Here is a 20,727-nt window from a genome sequence, read left to right as displayed (position 1 = left end):
TTTCTCACAGATTCATTTAAACTTAATCAAGTAGGAGTATTATTAACGCGAAAAGAGTTTAATTAGAGATTTAAGTGATATGGCGCGTGAGGAAGATATAAACCAATTAGTAGAAAATGGATTTGATATTAACTCAAAAGATGCAAGTGGAATCACTCTCTTGCATAAGTTCACAAAAGAAGGCGATTTAGTTGGAGTAAAGTCATTACTAGAGCACGAAGCTGATTTCAATGTCGTAGACAACGAAAATAGAAACCCTCTGCATTACGCCATTATGCATGGACACAAGAAAGTTGCTAAACTTTTTGTTAACCAACTGACAATTAATTCCAAGGATAAAAATGGATTCACTCCACTGCACCTTGCTGCACTACAAGATGACAAGGAATTAATAGATTTTTTGATAACAAAAGGCGCAAAAATTAATGAAAAAGATGTCAAAGAGGGCTATACTCCTCTTCATATAGCTTCACTATACGGTTCTAAAAAAAGTGTTCAAATTTTAATTGATAGCGGAGCAAATCTCGAATGTGAAGATAACAATTTTCGTACTCCTTTGTTTTTAACCATTTATCAATGCACTGCACATTATGACAGCAGAGCAGAAATTATAGAATATCTGATAAAGAAAGGTGCAAATATAGAAGCCAAAGATGCAGAAAATAACACTACGCTTTTCCTAGCAGCGTATAACAACAAAATGCAAATAGTAAAACTTATTGCAAAAAAACAGCAAGCAAGTAACGATAAAATTAAACTTAAAGAGTTTTTTTGCACAAAAAACAACCATGGTTTTGATGCGTTAGATTGCGCTATTGAGCATAATAATAGAAAAATGGTAACATTTCTTGTTTCAAAGGGAATAGAAGCAAACGATCAAGATTTTAATGGTAACGCTAGGCTGCATAAAGCTAGCCATAATGGTAACACTAAAACAGTTAAGCTCTTATTGAAGCTTAAGGTAAACGTTAATGCTGTTACTAAATGTAACAGAACTCCCTTGCTACTCGCAGTTAAAAAAGGCCATACACAAATTGTGAAAATGTTATTGGAAGTTAGAGCCAATATGAACATTTGTGAGCAACAAGGTTTTGCACCTCTACATCTTGCTGTTCAAAAGGATTATTTTGATATAGCTCAGTTGTTAACAGAAAAAGGTGCAGACCTTAACATTAAGTGCAATAACGGTCATACCGCAATAGATATGTTCATTAGCAAGGCTCATAGCAAAAAAAACATCGAAGAAAATTACAAAAAATTTTGTAGATTTTTGATGCTTTACCTGAAAGAGCTACATAGTAAACACAAAGCCTGTTGTATACTTTCAACCCTAGCTCTAAGCTTAACAATTATAGGCTTACCATTTATTTTCAAGCCTATTATTAAATACAGAGAAAGAAGTAAAATATATAAAAAAATTAGGGCTATGCTGGTCTACATTTAAGTACAAGAAGAGTATACAAAAAATACATAGCCAAAGCTAATACACGACAATTATCTGCTCGATGAAAATGAGATTAAATACATTTTTAATATTTTTATAGAAATCTATTAGTATAGATTTTGTATGCTGTTCTAATGGCTATTTTTAAATGCTTAATACTCCTCTTCATTATTTCTTGCACACATCTACCTACCAAGCAATATCCTATTAACATAGACAATTATAAGCACGATTATCCATTGCAACAATATAACACCTCTTTGGAGATTAATGAACCGGCAATACCAGAAATTATGCCTTTACCAATAGAGTTTCCCGATCTCACAATCAGTAATCAGCTTATTTCTATTAATGTTAGTGAAGAAGTATCAGTAAAGGATTTGCTGATTGAGATAGGAAAACTTTCTGACGTTAACTTGGATATGGACCCAAAAATATCAGGTAATATTATTTTAAAGCTAAAAGATAAGGATATAAACGAAGTAATTCAGAGTATAGCAAATAGCGCCAAACTGCGTTACTCAACAAGTAATGGTGTAATTAGAATTGAGCAGGACTTGCCATACGCACAAAATTATTACGTAGACTTCATCAATATTCAACATTCTGCTCAAAGCAGTTTCGTCATTAATAACAATATTACTAACAGTGATGGAAGTAACGTTGATAGGGACTATAACAATGTTATGAAGTCTCAATACAGTAGTGACTTATGGAATTCATTAGAAAAAGGCTTGAATGCAATAATGGATGTTAACGGGGTGGATGATGGCGAATTCCTTTCATCCAACAGAGAAGCTGGTGTTATTATTTTGAATGCTAGAAAAGATATCCACAAAGCTGTTGAAGAATATATTAATAAGGTTAAGAAGTTAGCGTCTTCTCAAGTAATGATAGAGGCAAAAATAGTTGAAGTTGTGCTAGATGACAAATACCTTTCTGGTATGAACTTAAATGACTTACAAGATGGAACTAAGTCTATAATAAATCAAGATAACTCCATTATTAACCTAGCAATGAACTTTGGTGCAAATGATCTAGGAGATTTAGTAAAAAATTTAGACAAATTTGGCACTTCAACTGTAATTTCAAGCCCCAGAGTACATGCTATAAATAATCAGCAAGCGATGATTTCATTTACTAAAAACCATATTTATTTTACCTCCGATATACAAAAAGATACTAGAAACTCTAATCAGACCTTAATTACCAAGATGAATAGCGTCCCAATAGGTGTTGTGCTAATAATCCACCCAAGCATTAACATTGATACTAGTGAAATATTCATGGATATACATCCAACTTTATCAAGAATTAACGGCTACACTAAAGATCCAGATATAGAGTACGTCGCACAGCAGAGTAAAATGAAATTAAATAGCGACATTCCAATTGTTGAAATCAGAGAAATGAACTCTATGTTAAAAATTAAGAGCGGTGAAATTATGGTAATCGGCGGGCTTATAGAACATAGAGAAGATAAGCAAAGCTTATTGCATCAGAAATCAAAAAGGCTAGCGAATAATATTAGAACAGTAGAAACTGTCATTTTTTTAAAAGCAACAATCGTACCAACATTTGGTTTGTTAGATAGAAAAGATAAGAATTTATATATATATTAAATTATCACTAAAAATTAAATATCAAACCAACTTCAATATTGTGAGTAGATATGTCATCTGCAACAGGTATCGGAACGCTAAAGTAACGATAGCCGAGAAAGGTTTTGATTTCTGGGATTATTGAATAATCAACACCAAGTTTTATTTGATAAGCAAACCAAGGAACATTCAGTGGCATTGAATTTTGGGGTGACCCATTAATCCTTTTTAATCTAAAAACTGTTGGTCCTATACCAAGACCGATGTACGGAGCAAATTGTGTATCCTGAACGCTGGGATTATAATAGAAGTTTAACAAAAACGCAAATATACTTGCTGATTTATCAAATACCGGAGGAGAATTACTATCTTCAATATTGGCTATAGAATACGCGGCTTCAAAATCAATTTTACCATTTTCTCCAGCATAGTAACCTAAAGACATGCTGCTAAACCACTGGAAATCAATTTTACCATCAAATTGCTGTATACTTTTAATTTCATCTGCCACTATATTTTTTATTATAAAACCATAATGACTTTCAACTAAAGTTAGGACTCTTTTTCCTATTTCTTGTATACCCTTTACAAATATTTCTGAATTATCATGGTATACCTTACCACCGTTAGCGCTAACATAAAAATCAAGTTTTTTTGATTTTTCTTTTGTAGGCTCAGCTTGATCTGCAATACGTGACCACATATTTTTCTGATCAGCTACTTGGAAAACAGAAGGTGGACTACTTTCAAGTTCTTGATATTTTATTGGTATTTCTTTTGCAGTAACCTCCTCAGAACGTATCACACTTTTATTATTGTCTGTTTCTAATTTTAAGGGTTGTACTTGCTCAATGTGTGTATCATTACTAATATAAGTAATAAAAAAATAGACACATGAAATGAAAATCAAAAATAAAGTAATAGATATTCTAGTTATCATAAATGAATTCACAATTATCATTTACAGTATAATTACTATATCGTATATTTCTTCAATGTACAAAAATTAAGAAAAAATATTTCCAATTAGATAATTATTTTCCACTCCTTTAACATTAACTTTCACAATACTCTTGGCTTGAGCTTTTGATTCAAGCTTTATTAATGCAAAATTTTCTGCTCTACCGACATTATTTTGCTCAACCAGAACACTTTGCTTAGTGTTGATCAAGGATTGACAAAAACTGCTCATAATTTCTTTATTTACTTCTCTTAAATTTTTTACTCGTTCTTTACGCACATTCTCTGGTACTTGTGGCATTCGTGCAGCAGGTGTATTTTTCCGCTCTGAATATGGAAAAGCATGTAGGTAAACTATATTTGTTTTTTTCAGTAAATCAACTGTATCCTGAAACATTTCATCAGTTTCTGTTGGAAATCCAGCAATAATATCAGCGCCAAATGCTATATTAGGCCTCAAGCTCTTCATTTTATGACAAAATTCTATCACTTGTTCTCTGTTGTGACGACGCTTCATTCTCTTTAGTATTAAATTATTACCAGATTGTAGACTCAAATGTAAATGAGGCATAAGTCTTGACTCATTAGCTATTAAATCCATTAATTCGTCGTCAACTTCAGCAACATCGATAGAGGAAAGTCTTAGCCTCTTCAACTCTGGTATATCCTTTAAAACTCTCCTAATCATTGAACCAAGTGATGGCTTACCCAACAAATCTGTACCAAAGTCAGTAATATCAACCCCTGTAAACACTACTTCTTGATATCCATTTTCTACAAAGATCCTGATTTGCTCTATAATACTGTTTATTGGCACAGATCGATTATTCCCTCTTGCCTCAGTAATTGAACAAAATGTGCAGCTATGATTACAACCATTTTGAATTTCAATAAATGCCCTTGACTTATCTTCAAATCCATTAATTAGAACAGGTTCTACTTGGTTATCACTGACCAAGATTTTATCGTCATTTAGTAAGTAATTTTCAGCTTTTAGCTTATCTTGATTACCGAGCACTTTACTTACACCAGGAATGCTACTGTAAACTTCTGGATCCAACTGAACAGCACAACCAACTACGATAATTTCTTTATTTGGATCATTTTTGTAAATCTTACGTATCTTTTGCTTTACCTGACGTTCTGCTTCGTTTGTCACTGCACAGCTATGCACCACAACAACATTTTCTCTCTTTGCTTTTTTTAATGCTTCTTTGATTAACTCGCTCTCGTAAAAATTTAGACGACAACCAAATGTTATCACTTCATTCATGTTAGTATTTTTTGCTTTAATAGACCTAAATTATATCAAATATCCAAGCAAAGTCTCTTGCATGACTATTTTTTTGTAAATAAATGCTATGCAAGCAGCAGACACTGGGATCTCAACGATTTTCACTCAGACACAGTATCACTCCTTTGCTTATTATAGTCTTTTGACCTTTTTAAGATACAATCCGGATTGGATACTGAGTTGGTGAGTATAAAAGTATAGCTTCTACGTCATACCGCTGCGGTATCTCTTAGCCGCTAACAAGTAGCGGGATGACGATTGTCGGTGAATCTAAGTTACCTTAGCTACATTTCTAGCTGTAACTATAAATGTATGGATTTTTTATCGTGCCATGTTATAATTAACGTCTTGCTAAAAATTAAATATTGATGAATGAACTAAGAAAGTTAAGTATTACACAAATGCATGACGGGCTCAAAAAAAAGAGTTTTTCTGCCGTTGAACTCGTAGAGGCGCACATCAGTGCGGTTGAAAATGAGAAATTAAATGCATTTATAACAAAAACCCCAGAGATAGCAATGAAAGCTGCTAAAGCTGCAGATGAACATTTCTCTAGGCAAAAGGATGATTTAATCTCGCCGCTCATGGGTGTACCAGTTGGCATCAAAGATCTATTCTGTACAAAAGGAATAAAAACAACAGCATGCTCAAAAATGCTGGAAAATTTCGTTCCGACTTACGAATCTACGGTGTCTGACTTGCTTTTAAAAAGTGGAGCAGCCATGCTCGGTAAGCTTAATATGGATGAATTTGCTATGGGTTCTGCGAACACAAATAGCTATTTTGGCCCTGTTGAAAATGTGTGGATTAGAAAAAGCGATGGGGAAAAAGTTGTTCCTGGTGGATCATCTGGTGGATCTGCAGCATCGGTGGCTGGATTTTTATGCGCTGGAGCACTAGGGAGTGACACCGGTGGATCTGTGCGCCAACCAGCAGCTTATTGTGGAGTGGTTGGAATAAAGCCAACTTATGGAAGATGCTCGCGTTTTGGTATGATTGCATTTGCGAGTTCTCTAGATCAAGCAGGAGTCATTACTCGTTCTGTCTCTGATTCAGCATTAATGCTGGAAGCAATCTGTGGCTATGATACAAAAGATTCAATATCAAGCGAAAAGCCAGTGCCTAAATTTTCTAGCTTTATAAATGGTGATGTCAAGGGTAAGCGTATTGGTATACCAAAAGAATATAGGATGGATGGAATTTCAGAGGAAATAGTCCATAATTGGGAGAAAGTTGCTTCCTATTTAAAAGAAAATGGCGCTGAAGTTGTTGACGTTACTCTGCCACATACTAAATATGCAATACCAGTCTATTATTTAATTTGTTCTGCTGAAACTTCATCCAATCTTGCTCGTTATGACGGTGTGCGTTATGGGTTCAGGGTTGATGCTGATACCCTTGAAGAAATGTATTCACTAACAAGAGCAGAAGGTTTCGGTAAAGAGGTGAAAAGAAGAATTTTAATTGGCGCTTATGCGCTTTCCTCAGGTCATTACAATGAATATTACGAAAAAGCACAGTGTATCAGGGCATTAATCAGAAATGATTTTATAAAAGCGTTTGAAAAAATAGATTACATACTTGTGCCATCTGCTCCAACAGAAGCTTTTGGCTTAAATGAAAAGCCAGATCCGCTAATTATGTGCATCAATGATGTGTTTACTGTGCCGGCAAGTCTGGCAGGATTGCCTGCTATTTCTGTTCCTGTTGGGCTCTCCAATGAGGGTTTACCACTTGCCTTGCAAGTGATTGGAAATTATTATGATGAAGCTGGAATATTAAATGTGGCAAGTGTGATAGAGCAAAATTGCGGCAGAATAATTAGACCTCTTGCATAATCTATTTTTTGATAGTAATTTTTGCATTAAAATTTGCTTACGCTCCTCAACGTACTCTATGGTTCCATTTTTAGATGAATAGCAAAAACAGGGTATATTAATCTGTTTACAAAATTTTCGTGTAACAGTTCACACTTAATTAAACCATACGCGTCAAGTTAAGAGATTGTGAGCAAATTTAGAGAGGTTAAAGTGGATACTCTAGCCCTTCTACGTTTGTCTTTTAATGAAAATCGCGACCAAGTTATAGTGAGTTTTTTAAGAAATGCTTTTAAACTATTAATTTTGGTTAATACTAAAAATATAGCTCTTTCCATAAAAGTCCGGATGTGATAGGATAAGGGTAGATGATGATAAGGAGGTTGAATGCCAGCAGCATATAGTTATGATTTAAGAAAAAAAGCAATGGAAGCGCTAGACGAAGGAGAAAGCAGAGAAACAGTGGCAGCAAGATTTAAGATTGGACGAACTACTTTATGGGAGTGGCAGCAAAGAAGAAAAGAAACAGGAGACTTTCAATCAAAAAAACTTGGAAATGGGGGTTACAATCACAAAATTACCGACTGGGATACCTTTGCCAAATTTGCCAGAGAACACGGAGGAAAGACTCTATCGGAAATGGCTAAACTTTGGAACAACGTTAGTATCCAAACGATCTATCGAGCCCTTAAAAAAATTGGATTTACGCGCAAAAAAAGACATATGGATACAAGGAAAGAAACGAAGAAAAACGTGCTGAATTTTTGAAAATTATAGCGACAAAAGAACCTAAAAACTTAGTGTATATAGATGAGTCTGGCATTGATAACACCGAAGACTACCCCTACGGATATTGCCAGAAAGGACAGCGGTTTTATGCCTTAAAATCTGGAAAGAAAACTCAACGAATCAGTATGGTTGCAGCCTTAAGTGGAAGAAAGATAGTTGTTCCGTTAACCTTTGAAGGCCACTGTAATATGGATGTTTTTAATGGATGGTTTGAGCAATTTTTGACACCGATCTTGGAACCTGGACAGACTGTCATTCTTGACAATGCTACTTTTCATAAGTCTGATAAGATTATCGAGCTTGCTAAAGGGGTTGGTGCAGAAATTTTGTATCTGCCGCCTTATTCTCCAGATTTCAACAAAATTGAGCATCATTGGTTTGCTATAAAAAACAGAGCCAGGAAAAACATTCCTCTATTCGAATCCTTTCGTCATGCTGTTGATTCTGCCTTCCTATGACCTGTTCGGACTATTATGAGAAATGCTATAACTCTCTAACCCGCCTTTTTAGCTCAATAAATGCCTTTGTTAAGCTAAGTTCTGTATTCTTTTTCACTTCTGTGCAACCAACTATGCCGTGAAATATAAGAATTGCGCACAATTTAGCATATAGTTCACATAATACTCTGCATGGCTTTCCTTTTAGCTTATCAAGCCTGATATGGCTTTTATACAATTTAAATAATAACTCAATTTGCCACCTTACTCTGTAAATCGTTAATACTTGCTCAGCACTAATTTTATTTTCTGGAACATTAGTTATAAATATTGACCAGTTCAACAATTTTTGATTTCTTTTAGAGGATGTATATCCCTGCGATCTTGCTAATCTATTAGCTTTCCTTCTTCTGGCCATAGACTGTTCTTCAGTTAGTTTCTGACATATAATTCTTACTCTAATTTTTGCTTCTTTTCCTAACAATACCTCGTTTTCTAAAAATAACTTATCCTCTAAACATTCTAATAACTCCATTTTTTGATTTGTTTCTACATCATATATGTTGGTATCGGATTTATAACGACTTATGAAATAAGCTCCTATTTCATTGATTTGTTTAAAAGAACTTGGCACAAAATAACCGAGATCAGATATTAGCAAATCATTGCTTAATATATTACTTAAATGTTTCCTATATCCCTGGTCTGATCTTACCCCCTCCGTTAAATTAAGTTGGTCTATTATCTGATTCATGTAGTCGAAAACTAATTGTAACTTTATTCCAGACTTAGTATTGCTTTCATAGCCACTGTAGCTAGTACCATAACCTTTATACATCTCTTCCATACTGTTAGGTAGAGTAATATAGCTACTGTCCAATAATTTAACACTATTAAATTGCTGTAAGATTTTGCAATCAACTTGCAAGATATTTTTAAAGAGAATCACAGATTCATTATACATCCTTTTCATAAATTCCACTGCTTCTTCAGTAAATCTAAAATCCAAACCTTGTTTTGTTATATCTATCGAGTCCTCGTTTAGTAATTGACACATTGTTTCTACGCTACAATTATCAACTCCTATATTACCCAAGACCATGGCTTTTACGAATGATGAACCTTTTAGCTTTCTCTTTCTTTTTATAAACCTTGTTGTAATTGAGATTTTCTCTGCTTTTTCATTAAAAAATTCTTTGAGCTTTTTTGATAAGCAAGTTATTTTATTCATTGGTTCTCTCACTAAAAGTATATCTGGGAGAACTTATACCTTATTATTCTATCTCTTTCATACCTTTATTTCCTTAACTTGACGCGTATGGAATAAAAAACAGTCTGCCAGGTAAGGAAGGAGATAGAGGAAGAAGCGCAAAAGATAACAGGAGATTCGTAGCTGCAATAATGTGGATAGGTAGAACAGGAGCAACATGGAGAGCATTGCCGGCTGAGTATGGAAAATGGTCAAGTGTACATAAACGTTTTATAAGGTGGGCAAAATCTGGTGTTTGGCAGATGATTTTCAACACATTAGCTGTTAATGGAGACACAGAGTGGCTCATGATAGACTCAACAATAATCAGGGCACATCAACATGCTGCTGGTGCAAGAAAAAAATGTGGAAACTGGTAGACAAGAACAAGAGCTGGGACGGTGCAAAGGAGGATTTTCAAGCAAATTACACGCTGCTTGTGATGCTTTGGGCAACCCACTGAGATTCTTTGTTACTGCAGGGCAAAGATCGGATTACGTAAAAGCTTTAGACCTGATAGAAGGCAAGAACATGGAGGCACTTATTGCCGATAAAGGGTATGACGCAAATTATATGATTGAGGCTGCAGAAGCTGTAAATGCTGAGCCAGTAATCCCACCGCGTTCCAACAGAAAAACACCAAGAGAATATGACAAAGAATTGTATAAAGAGAGAAACTTAATCGAAAGGATGTTCAACAAAATCAAGCACTTCCGCAGAGTTGCTACACGCTACGACAAATTGGCCATAGCTTTTCTGTCTTTTGTTCACATTGCTGGCATTTATCTTTGGTTAAAATAAATGTCGACACTGCCTAGTGAAAGCTGGAGGAGAAATAGAGCAAGCGGATAAATTTGGAATGACAGCAATGGATTATAGTAAAGAAGTAACCGAGGTATTAAAGAAAGAAACAGACAGAATTGAAAAGTTATTTATGAAAGGCTAAAAATATGGAGGAAGAAATAGAAAAGAAAGTAATGAATTTAGAGAGAAAACCTTTGGGTGAGCTGAGAAAAACGTGGAAGAAGGTATTTGGGGAAGAGGCGCCTAGATACTCAAAGAAATATCTGATACCAAGATTAGCTTATAGAATGCAGGAAAAAGCGTATGGAGAAATGTCAAGAAAGGGGACAAAAAGACTAGAGTATCTGGCAGATCGGCTAGAGAAGGGAAAAAGAATAAGTAGCGATAAACTGCCAGTAGAGGGAACCATACGCGTCAAGTTAAGGAAATAAAGGTATGAAAGAGATAGAATAATAAGGTATAAGTTCTCCCAGATATACTTTTAGTGAGAGAACCAATGAATAAAATAACTTGCTTATCAAAAAAGCTCAAAGAATTTTTTAATGAAAAAGCAGAGAAAATCTCAATTACAACAAGGTTTATAAAAAGAAAGAGAAAGCTAAAAGGTTCATCATTCGTAAAAGCCATGGTCTTGGGTAATATAGGAGTTGATAATTGTAGCGTAGAAACAATGTGTCAATTACTAAACGAGGACTCGATAGATATAACAAAACAAGGTTTGGATTTTAGATTTACTGAAGAAGCAGTGGAATTTATGAAAAGGATGTATAATGAATCTGTGATTCTCTTTAAAAATATCTTGCAAGTTGATTGCAAAATCTTACAGCAATTTAATAGTGTTAAATTATTGGACAGTAGCTATATTACTCTACCTAACAGTATGGAAGAGATGTATAAAGGTTATGGTACTAGCTACAGTGGCTATGAAAGCAATACTAAGTCTGGAATAAAGTTACAATTAGTTTTCGACTACATGAATCAGATAATAGACCAACTTAATTTAACGGAGGGGGTAAGATCAGACCAGGGATATAGGAAACATTTAAGTAATATATTAAGCAATGATTTGCTAATATCTGATCTCGGTTATTTTGTGCCAAGTTCTTTTAAACAAATCAATGAAATAGGAGCTTATTTCATAAGTCGTTATAAATCCGATACCAACATATATGATGTAGAAACAAATCAAAAAATGGAGTTATTAGAATGTTTAGAGGATAAGTTATTTTTAGAAAACGAGGTATTGTTAGGAAAAGAAGCAAAAATTAGAGTAAGAATTATATGTCAGAAACTAACTGAAGAACAGTCTATGGCCAGAAGAAGGAAAGCTAATAGATTAGCAAGATCGCAGGGATATACATCCTCTAAAAGAAATCAAAAATTGTTGAACTGGTCAATATTTATAACTAATGTTCCAGAAAATAAAATTAGTGCTGAGCAAGTATTAACGATTTACAGAGTAAGGTGGCAAATTGAGTTATTATTTAAATTGTATAAAAGCCATATCAGGCTTGATAAGCTAAAAGGAAAGCCATGCAGAGTATTATGTGAACTATATGCTAAATTGTGCGCAATTCTTATATTTCACGGCATAGTTGGTTGCACAGAAGTGAAAAAGAATACAGAACTTAGCTTAACAAAGGCATTTATTGAGCTAAAAAGGCGGGTTAGAGAGTTATTTTTAGTATTAACCAAAATTAATAGTTTAAAAGCATTTCTTAAAAAACTCACTATAACTTGGTCGCGATTTTCATTAAAAGACAAACGTAGAAGGGCTAGAGTATCCACTTTAACCTCTCTAAATTTGCTCACAATCTCTTAACTTGACGCGTATGGTCATATGCTCTGTCTGCATATAGTGCTTTTATGGCATGCTGAAAATTAACTCCTTTAAGTAAATCGCAAGCTCCATAGTGATCAGACCGTTACTGTATTCTGCAGCTATGGCTTTTTTGCTGTTTATATTCAACATTACATGCAATTTTCTTGTCTGTTCATAGCCACGATATTTTCTGTCAGCGCTATTTTCCTTGCTGTGTGTTGTTATAAATGCTGATGCTTGTGCTATCTATGGCAATTTCGATATCTTCCATATTATTTTTATCAATTCTGCAATCATTGATCTTAATATTAAGTTTTTTTTGAAGCTTGCGAATAGCTGATAACTGCCAAATCTCTTCCTATTTGTTGCAAATATCCTTTTATAAACCCGACTGTTTGTCTTAAGCCAATTCTAAAAAGATTAACGATTATATGCACTAAAATCACAACTTTATCACTATAAATATAGTTGCCGCCCTGCATTTTTGGACTATTTTCATACCAATTTTCGATAGCTTTATCGATGTAACGAAAAATATTTCCTCTTTTTTCTAGAAATTTGTTATATTCATGGCAGTTACTAACTCTCATTTTTTGTGGCATATTTTTCCTTAAGCGGTTAAATGGCTATTTTATAATGAATTTTGTCAGTAGCCACCAGATTTTTTCAGTTGCGATGCAACAGAGCCATCCCAGTGTCAAGCACTGGGATGACAGGAAAAGAGGCTATTTGGATGACATCTTTCTTCTTGGTATAAATTACTTTTATATCTCAATGTTCGTACAGCTATGCACGTTGCCGCATAGTGGATGAGGTGTACTACCTCTAAGAGTATACATTATCTCACATAATAATATAATATTTCGTTCATAAATCAACGTTTTTAACATGCAGCAAGAACATTTCCGTTGTAATTAAGGTTCTTAAGATGTATATTAATGAATCTTGTTTTCAATAAATAATGAAAGTAATAATTGTCATGATAATGTTATTGTGTAGCAGTTACACAATGGCAAGCGAGAGAATAAGTCTAGTGGATAAAAAACTATCTCAAGGATATGTAGCTCCAGTGCTTACAGAAAATAGCGTTATTTTATCAGACAAGCACGGCGCTTTATATTCCTTTGATATTGATAACTCAAAGGCTATGAATTGGAAATTACACCTCTCACACAGAAAAAAAATTAGTAACATGAGCCTATTGCGTCACAGAGGAAACGTTTTCTTTATAGTGGATAACGTTCTACACACAATAGATGCAAAAACCGGCGAGATTCAGTGGGAAAAAGAATTGAGAGCTCCAGTAAGAGGGAAAGCAGCAGTAATAAACAATAAATTGGTAGTATTGACTATTGATAATTATCTGTACGTGTTTGATATAAAAGATGGCAGCTTCGTTTGGACTTATCAAAACGGCATCAATGAGGTTCGAGGTTTGTATTCCATATCGCCAGCAATTTCTAATGATAAAATAATAGCACCATTTTCAAATGGTGAGTTAATAGCTTTTAATGAAGACGGTAAAAAATTGTGGAGCCAAAAATTGGCTACAAACCTTTTGGATACACAGCTCACAGATGTAACTACTACACCGAGAGTGCTTGGCGATACTTTAATAGCTACAAATAATTCTTATATTTATGGTATTGACGTAAAATCAGGAAATATTTTATGGTCAAAGTCACTGCAAGTAAAAAGTGTATCAGACATTGAGTCATATTATAGTCCTCTTATTCCTGCAGAGAAACAAAAAAAAGGCGGAAGAATTTTTATAGTTACTAAAGATGATAAAATAATTGGCCTGGATATAAAAAATGGAGAAATAGTCTGGGCATCTGATTTAATAGAAAATACGCAACTATTTGCTCCAATTATGCATGCCCATACACTGTGGGTGACAAGCAATAAAAGTTCAATGTTTGCTTTTCCGGGATCTGAAAGTGCAGGAAAGGTAGTCAAAGTACCTGGTAATGTGTTTCACACTCCAGTGTTTACTCGCAATAAGATATATGTAACAACTGAGAAGAATGGTGTTTATTCTTTAGAAAATAGGTTTGTTTTTTATGACTGATTATGATTTAATTGTTATAGGTGGTGGCCCAGGAGGCTATAAGTGTGCTATCGCTGCTGCAAAACTTGGATTGAAAGTTGCCTGTATAGATAAAAATAGCATTTTTGGTGGCACATGCCTCAGAGTTGGGTGCATACCCTCCAAAGCATTGCTCCATTCTTCCTATCAGTATGCTCACACGAAAAATGATCTGTCGAAGCTTGGCATAAAAATTAAGGACGCAAGTTTCGATTTAAAAGAAATGCTAGGCTATAAGGATGCCAGAGTTCAGGAACTTGGAAAAGGTATAGAATATCTGTTTAAACTTCATAAAATCACTAAAATCAATGGGCTTGCTTCTTTTGACCAAGGTAATCTTGAAGTTTCAGTTGAAGGTAAGGTGCTGAAGACAAAAAATATAGTAATTGCAACCGGTTCTGACGTTATTTCTTTGCCAGGAATTAATATCGATGAGAAAGACATTATTTCTTCCACCGGTGCACTATCTTTAACTGAAGTACCAAAAAAACTTGTCGTAATCGGAGCTGGGGCAATAGGGCTTGAAATGTCTTCTGTATGGAGGAGGCTAGGGTCTGAAGTCACTGTAGTAGAATTTTTTGACAGAATCGCTGCAGCAATGGATGGAGAATTAAGTAAGTCTCTACTTTCTAGTCTACAAAAACAAGGAATAAAATTTTTACTTAGCACTAAAGTTGAGGAGATAAAACAAAGTAGTAATTCTTTGAGTGTGAAAGTTTGCTCTGTAAAAGATAATCAAACAAACACTATAGAGGCGGATAAGGTATTGGTGGCAGCAGGACGCAAACCATGCACTGAGAATCTTGGTATTGATGAAAAAATAGAAAAAGATAATCGCGGTTTCGTTCAAGTTAACAACAGATATGAAACTAATGTGAAAGGAATATTTGCTATTGGTGATGTGATCGGTGGAGCAATGCTTGCTCATAAAGCAGAGGAAGAAGGAGTGGCAGTTGCAGAGATAATAGCAGGACAGTCACCTCACGTTGATTATGGAATCATACCATCTGTCATTTACACTCACCCTGCGGTTTCTTCGATTGGTAAAACCGAAGAGGAACTCAAAAATGCTGGCCGTAAGTACAAAGTTGGTAAATGTCAATTTGCTGCAAACGGCAGAGCAAAAATCACTGATGATGCTGAAGGATTCGTGAAAGTGCTGACTTGTAGCAGGGCAGATACAATACTAGGTGTGCATATCATAGGAGCATACGCTGACACGCTAATCAACGAAGCAGCGGTTGCAATGGCATATGGTGCAGCAGCAGAGGATATATACAGAATTTGTCACTCTCATCCTGATATAAATGAAGCCTTTCGAGATGCGTGCATCGATGCTTTCTTTAAAAAATAATTGTGGACCTCGGTTCAATCATTGAAAAATGGTATGAGTGGCTGAGGTGCAACAGATCTTATTCACCAAACACTTTAGAGTCATACATGAGGGACTTGAAGGATCTTATAAGTTTCCTAAATACTCACATTGGTGGAGAAGTAAATGTTGGTACTCTGAAAAATTTAAGCATACCTGAGTTAAGAAGTTGGCTTACCTCTCGTTACGCAAGAGGTGTGAATGCAAGATCTAACACTCGAGCACTCTCAGTAATCAGAAATTTCTTCAAGTACATAAAAAATAACCACAATATAGACAATGAAGCTGTATTTTCCTTATCAAGGCCAATTCAGAGAAGAACTCTGCCCAAAGCATTATCAATACCTAATATAAAAACTTTATTGAAAGAAATGAAATTATCCGATCTGGGCGAATCTTGGGTGGTAAAAAGAGAAATTGCGATTATCGTCCTGCTATATAGTACAGGCTTAAGAATCAGTGAAGCGTTGAACCTTAGGGTTAGTGATATTAACAATGAAAGTTTAATAGTAACAGGTAAGGGAGATAAACAAAGGCAGGTATTCATTCTTCCGGTAGTAAAAAAATGTATACAGGAATATGTAAAAGCCTGTCCTTATCTTGGCATTAATGATGAAGCACAATATCTTTTTTTGGGAGTAAGAGGAAAAAAATTGGGAAGAACTTATGTGGCCAATCGTTTGCAAAAAATAAGGAGAATGTTAAATTTACCAGAAATTTTATCTCCACATGCATTTCGCCATAGTTTTGCTACTCATTTGCTTCAGGAAGATATTGACATAAGATCAATACAACAACTGCTTGGTCACTCAAGCCTGGAAACTACTCAAATTTACACTCACCTCAATTATCAAGATGTTTTTAACATGTACAAAAATTTTCAGCAGGGCCTGGAGAAGAAATCAAAACTTTAACTTCGTTCTAAACCACCAAGCTGAGTGCTTTCAACATCACTAAGTATTGTGTTTGCTTTATATAAATTACAACATCCTAATAAAAAAAAAGCCAGTGCAACTGCTGTAAAGAAAGCACTTATTATCCCTGGATAATCTTCTATTACTAAACATGCAACAACAGTATATACTCCAAGCAATATAAAACATGCAGAAGCGTAGTTGCTTAGTTTTCTACCAGAAGAAATTGCTTGCGAGGATTTTTCGTTTTTATTACTACGGAGCAGTCTATTTTCTGATAAAAGCCTATCTCTTTCTTCCCTTACTTGTTTCAAATCTCTTTTTAATCGTGAAATTTCGACAGTGTCGCTTGCTCTTCCACACACAATTCTATTAAGTCGAGTTACTTCACTATTTAGATCATTGATTTTTGTTTTTTGAGCCGATTTTTCCTGCCTTAAATCTTCTTCTAACTGTGAAATTTTGTCAATGCCTCTCGTTCTTTCGCGTACGACCCTATCCAGCTCTCGTTCTTTTTCTATGAGTTGAGCTTTCGTTCTTTCAAGTTCACCTTTAAGTTCTTGTATAACTTGCTCAGAACCTACCGGTATATCATTCGTACTTGCCAAAGGTTGTAATGTATTTGCAGGAAATTTTTCATTTAGATAATTTACAATAGACTCGATTGGATTATTAACATTTCTCCATGCAGCAATAATAATTGCATAATTCATGAAGTCATTATCTTCTACTAATTTTTTTACATCATCTAAATCTTTTTTATTAATAGTACCGGTTAATCGCTCTGTAATAGCTTGTTCAATTGTTTGCTTTAATTGTGCATACTGCTCGTAACTAAAATCTAGGTCTTTATGTTTTAAAAGTTTTGTCAATACTTCTTTTTCATCTTCTGTTATCGTTCGTAAACATAATCGAATAATTAAGCTAAGTGGTGTTTTTATTCTTCCATCTTGGGTTCTTCTCCAGCAATTAGGATGAAGCTCTTGATTCAATAGTGTTTTCGCTTGGCAAATATTTCCGCTAGAAAGAGCAGCTAATAATTCTTTTCCTTTCTGTGCTTTTTGTATTTCTATTATCAAATGCCCAGCACGATTTTGTCTAGCACATTCCTCAGGATTTTGATGGTTTTTATTGGTTAGATAAGTGTTTATGTTTGGATGACTTAGTAAGAGTTGTAAAGTTTTCTTTTGTTGAAAGCACATTGCTAGATGCAAAACTGTATTGTTATTATTTTGTTCAGAAATATTAACATCTATGCTCCGGTGCAGTAGGAGCAACCTAATCATATTCTGATATTCTTTTTCTGTTTCAGAGCCTGCAGACAAATTAGTAACTATGGACATCAAAGGTGTCATGCCTTCTTTATCAAACGCATTAACATCCGCACCCTCTGCCAGAGCTTCTTTAAAATCTTCTAGGTTTCCATCATCAATAGCCTTAAATAACAGCAATGTAACCATTTCCTTTAGCACAGGTTGCTGCCTATCATAGACACGGGCCCTAGCAATAATCATTAAAGGTGTCATGCCCTTCTCATCACGTGCATAAACATCCGCACCTTCTTTTATAGCTTGTTTAAAATTTTCTAGGTTTTTATCACCAATAGCTTTAAATAACTGTTTTGTAGTGAGCAATTTAGTCATTTCCTTTAACGTAGTTTTTTGCTTATCACTGCTAACAGCACAGGCACTCTTATTAGATAAAACATTCACTAACTTATCCTTTATAGACTCCAAAGGTCTCATGTTCTTCTCATCACGTGCATAAACATCCGCACCTTCTTCTATAGCCTGTCTAAAATCTTCTAGATTTTCATCATCAATAGCTTTAAATAACTTTTGTGTCGGTGCATCTAGAGTTCTCTGATATCTGTAACCATTAGTATTTGTCCTATTCTCTCCATAAAGCATATTAAACCCATCTAATAATTTACTAACATAATTATGTAAAAAAAAAGGAAAATTGCAAGCAATTTATCTATAGCTAACCCAAGAAAGGTGTCATACCGCCACGGTATCTCAGCATAGATTCCGCTAACAAGTAGCGGAATGACGAATTTTTGTTTTTAAAATTATCGGTAAACTTAAGTCACTTTAGCTATAAAATCCTAGAATTAACTACGACTCCAAAAACTTTTCTGCATCAAGCGCAGCCATGCATCCTGTTCCTGCTGCAACTACTGCTTGACGATATACCTTATCTTGAACATCACCTGCAGCAAACACTCCTGCCCTACTAGTTAAAGTTGTTCCAGGTTTTGTAATGATGTAACCCTGCTCATCCATTTCAACAAAGCCTTTAAAAATACCCGTATTTGGTGCATGCCCAATTGCAATGAACACTCCATCGACTTTCAATTCTTGAGCTTCCGTTGATTTAACTATAATACCAGTAACTTTCTTCGGATTTTCTTCTCCAAGAATCTGCTCTACGGTATGGTTCCACATTACTTTTATTTTATCATTTTTAAAGAGTCTATCTTGCATTACTTTTTCCGCTCTTAATTTATCACGCCTGTGTATTAATATCACTTCTTTGGCAAATCGAGTTAAAAATATTGCTTCTTCAACAGCAGTGTTTCCACCACCAATCACAGCTACAACTTTATTCCTAAAAAATGCACCATCGCAAGTCGCACAAGCTGAAACCCCATAACCCTGAAATTTCTTTTCACTTTCTAAACCAAGCCACTTCGCTTGCGCACCGGATGCAATTATAATTGCATCTGAATAGTAGTCATTAGTATTACCAGAAGATCTAAATCTATACTCATTAAAATCCTCAAGTTGTTCAACGCTTTTTATCTCATCATCTATTATTTTTGCTCCAACCTTTTCTGCATGCAACCTCATTTGCTCCATTAGTTCTGGACCCTGTATTGAAACAAAACCAGGATAGTTTTCAACATCTGTAGTAATTGTAAGCTGACCACCAGGCTGCATTCCCGTTACTACAATTGGCTCTAAGTTTGCACGTGCTGCATATATAGCGGCAGCATAACCCGCTGCCCCAGATCCAATAATAAGAACTTTTGTACTAAATTTATAATTCTTCACTGTATGAGTTTAGATAATCAGCTACTCCTTCATCGCTTGCCTGCATTGCTGGCTTACCTTTCTTCCACCCTGCTGGACATACTTCACCATGCTCCTCATTATGTTTAATTGCATCAACGATTCTAACGAATTCATCGATATTACGCCCTAAAGGCAAATCATTTATCGATTGATGACGTACAATAAATTTATCATCAATAACGAAAGTTGCTCTCAGCGCAATTGAGTCATCATATAAGACCCCATAGTCTCTTGATATAGACTTTTTGATATCAGACACTAAAGTGTAGCTAATCTCTCCAATACCACCATCATTAACTGGAGTGTTTCGCCATTTATAATGTGAAAATTTTGAATCTACACTTATTCCTATCACTTCAACACCACGCTTTGCAAACTCATTTATTCTATTATTGAGCGATATCAATTCAGTTGGGCAAACAAAAGTAAAATCAAGTGGATAGAAAAAAAGGACAGCATACTTATTTTTTATGCGCTTACTCAGACAGAAATCATCAACAATTTCTCCGCCGGAGAGAACAGCTGGAGCAGTAAAATCGATAGCAGATTTTGTTACAAGATTCATAATTGACCTATTCTTTTAAAACAACTCTAATTTTACATCTTGATAAACTTATATGCAAGTTTTCTTTAGTTTTAGTCCTATAAAAACTTCCTCAAGTAGCTCTTCTTTTTTACCGATAAGATACAATCCAGATTGGAATACTGAGTTGGTGAGTATAAAATTCTACATCATGCCGCCGCGAACCGTCATACCGCCACGGTATCTCTAGATCCCGCTAACAAGTAGCGGGATGACGAGCTTATCGTCATGCCACCGCGAACCGTCATACCGCGATTCATTCGCGGTATCTCTAGATCCCGCTAACAAGTAGCGGGATGACGGTTGTCGTTTAGCTATAAATGTTAAAAAATTTGCCAAACGAAAAAAAAGGCAAAAGAAGCCCCGTGGTTGGCTAATTACTTACATTATACTTTCAAGTATGGCGTTTTTTTATTCTAAACGTTTAATAACCGCGATTCAGTTGCTTTTAAGCCGCAACTAATCTAAATTATAA

Annotated in this window: 14 protein-coding genes and 5 pseudogenes; 11 read left to right on the top strand and 8 right to left on the bottom strand. The window is 34.9% G+C overall.

Translation table 11 applies throughout. The annotated features are described in order from the left end of the window. Positions 1-79: 79 nt before the first annotated feature. Positions 80-1,444 carry an ankyrin repeat domain-containing protein gene (locus AAGD66_RS01040; RefSeq protein WP_341814481.1) on the top strand — a complete coding sequence of 455 codons (1,365 nt, stop codon included), beginning with the start codon at positions 80-82 and terminating at the stop codon, positions 1,442-1,444. A 134-nt stretch (positions 1,445-1,578) separates the two neighbouring features. Then, positions 1,579-3,066, top strand: coding sequence for a type II secretion system protein GspD (locus AAGD66_RS01035; protein ID WP_015588942.1), 1,488 nt, complete (start codon positions 1,579-1,581; stop codon positions 3,064-3,066). 7 nt (positions 3,067-3,073) lie between these two features. On the opposite strand, the gene AAGD66_RS01030 is transcribed toward AAGD66_RS01035, so the two are convergent. Further along, positions 3,074-3,985 (bottom strand): outer membrane protein, encoded by a 912-nt coding sequence (locus AAGD66_RS01030; RefSeq protein ID WP_070357048.1) that lies wholly within the window; start codon positions 3,983-3,985, stop codon positions 3,074-3,076. Positions 3,986-4,051: 66 nt separating this feature from the next. Continuing rightward, positions 4,052-5,278, bottom strand: a complete 1,227-nt coding sequence (mtaB, locus tag AAGD66_RS01025; protein WP_010082135.1) for a tRNA (N(6)-L-threonylcarbamoyladenosine(37)-C(2))-methylthiotransferase MtaB — start codon at positions 5,276-5,278, stop codon at positions 4,052-4,054. Between the two features lie 389 nt (positions 5,279-5,667). Between mtaB and gatA the strand changes: the two genes are divergently transcribed. Continuing rightward, on the top strand, positions 5,668-7,137 hold the full coding sequence (gene gatA, locus AAGD66_RS01020) for an Asp-tRNA(Asn)/Glu-tRNA(Gln) amidotransferase subunit GatA (RefSeq protein WP_010962643.1): 1,470 nt from the start codon (positions 5,668-5,670) through the stop codon (positions 7,135-7,137). Between the two features lie 158 nt (positions 7,138-7,295). Here gatA and AAGD66_RS01015 read toward each other — a convergent pair. Then, positions 7,296-7,448, bottom strand: a pseudogene (locus AAGD66_RS01015) (IS4 family transposase); the annotation flags it as partial. A gap of 55 nt (positions 7,449-7,503) precedes the next feature. Between AAGD66_RS01015 and AAGD66_RS01010 the strand changes: the two are divergent. After that, positions 7,504-8,363, top strand: a protein-coding gene (locus AAGD66_RS01010; RefSeq protein ID WP_341814422.1) for an IS630 family transposase whose coding sequence is annotated in 2 segments (ribosomal slippage) — positions 7,504-7,828 and positions 7,828-8,363 — 861 coding nt in all. Because the reading frame shifts where the segments join, the coding sequence is not laid out codon by codon here. 28 nt (positions 8,364-8,391) lie between these two features. Here the strand turns inward: AAGD66_RS01010 and AAGD66_RS01005 are convergent. Beyond that, positions 8,392-9,573: pseudogene (locus tag AAGD66_RS01005) on the bottom strand (IS4-like element ISWen1 family transposase); the annotation flags it as partial. Between the two features lie 92 nt (positions 9,574-9,665). Between AAGD66_RS01005 and AAGD66_RS01000 the strand changes: the two are divergent. The 4 genes and pseudogenes from AAGD66_RS01000 (at position 9,666) to AAGD66_RS00985 (ending at position 12,217) form a co-directional block, all read left to right on the top strand. Continuing rightward, a pseudogene (locus tag AAGD66_RS01000) lies at positions 9,666-10,392 on the top strand (IS5 family transposase). Between the two features lie 13 nt (positions 10,393-10,405). Continuing rightward, a pseudogene (locus AAGD66_RS00995) lies at positions 10,406-10,537 on the top strand (ankyrin repeat domain-containing protein); the annotation flags it as partial. A 4-nt stretch (positions 10,538-10,541) separates the two neighbouring features. Next, positions 10,542-10,802 (top strand): annotated as a pseudogene (locus tag AAGD66_RS00990) (DUF2924 domain-containing protein); the annotation flags it as partial. 89 nt (positions 10,803-10,891) lie between these two features. Then, positions 10,892-12,217 (top strand): IS4 family transposase, encoded by a 1,326-nt coding sequence (locus AAGD66_RS00985; protein WP_264339118.1) that lies wholly within the window; start codon positions 10,892-10,894, stop codon positions 12,215-12,217. Between the two features lie 308 nt (positions 12,218-12,525). Here AAGD66_RS00985 and AAGD66_RS00980 read toward each other — a convergent pair whose 3' ends face one another. Beyond that, positions 12,526-12,819, bottom strand: a complete 294-nt coding sequence (locus AAGD66_RS00980) for a transposase (RefSeq protein ID WP_080717625.1) — start codon at positions 12,817-12,819, stop codon at positions 12,526-12,528. A 359-nt stretch (positions 12,820-13,178) separates the two neighbouring features. Here AAGD66_RS00980 and AAGD66_RS00975 point away from each other — a divergent pair, with 359 nt between their 5' ends. The 3 genes from AAGD66_RS00975 to AAGD66_RS00965 are packed head-to-tail and all read left to right on the top strand — an operon-like array spanning position 13,179 to position 16,592. Further along, positions 13,179-14,288 (top strand): PQQ-binding-like beta-propeller repeat protein, encoded by a 1,110-nt coding sequence (locus tag AAGD66_RS00975; protein WP_264724014.1) that lies wholly within the window; start codon positions 13,179-13,181, stop codon positions 14,286-14,288. Then, complete coding sequence (gene lpdA, locus AAGD66_RS00970; RefSeq protein ID WP_265024445.1) at positions 14,281-15,660, top strand: dihydrolipoyl dehydrogenase; 1,380 nt, start codon at positions 14,281-14,283, stop codon at positions 15,658-15,660. Before AAGD66_RS00975 ends, lpdA begins: the two co-directional genes overlap by 8 nt. Positions 15,661-15,662: 2 nt before the next feature. Then, positions 15,663-16,592, top strand: a complete 930-nt coding sequence (locus tag AAGD66_RS00965) for a tyrosine recombinase XerC (protein WP_264724013.1) — start codon at positions 15,663-15,665, stop codon at positions 16,590-16,592. Here AAGD66_RS00965 and AAGD66_RS00960 read toward each other — a convergent pair. The 3 genes from AAGD66_RS00960 to AAGD66_RS00950 form a co-directional block, all read right to left on the bottom strand. Next, positions 16,589-18,502 carry an ankyrin repeat domain-containing protein gene (locus tag AAGD66_RS00960; protein ID WP_265024446.1) on the bottom strand — a complete coding sequence of 638 codons (1,914 nt, stop codon included), beginning with the start codon at positions 18,500-18,502 and terminating at the stop codon, positions 16,589-16,591. The genes AAGD66_RS00965 and AAGD66_RS00960 overlap by 4 nt on opposite strands. A gap of 207 nt (positions 18,503-18,709) precedes the next feature. Next, complete coding sequence (gene trxB / locus AAGD66_RS00955) at positions 18,710-19,648, bottom strand: thioredoxin-disulfide reductase (protein ID WP_155969061.1); 939 nt, start codon at positions 19,646-19,648, stop codon at positions 18,710-18,712. Further along, complete coding sequence (locus tag AAGD66_RS00950) at positions 19,635-20,234, bottom strand: peroxiredoxin (RefSeq protein WP_155969063.1); 600 nt, start codon at positions 20,232-20,234, stop codon at positions 19,635-19,637. The genes trxB and AAGD66_RS00950 overlap by 14 nt, the downstream gene beginning before the upstream one ends. Positions 20,235-20,727 lie beyond the last annotated feature (493 nt).

Origin of the sequence: Wolbachia endosymbiont (group A) of Dendrolimus pini (assembly GCF_964026835.1) — a bacterium.
In the GTDB taxonomy this organism is placed as follows: Bacteria; Pseudomonadota; Alphaproteobacteria; order Rickettsiales; family Anaplasmataceae; genus Wolbachia; species Wolbachia pipientis.
This window is presented reverse-complemented; position numbering and strand designations above follow the sequence as displayed.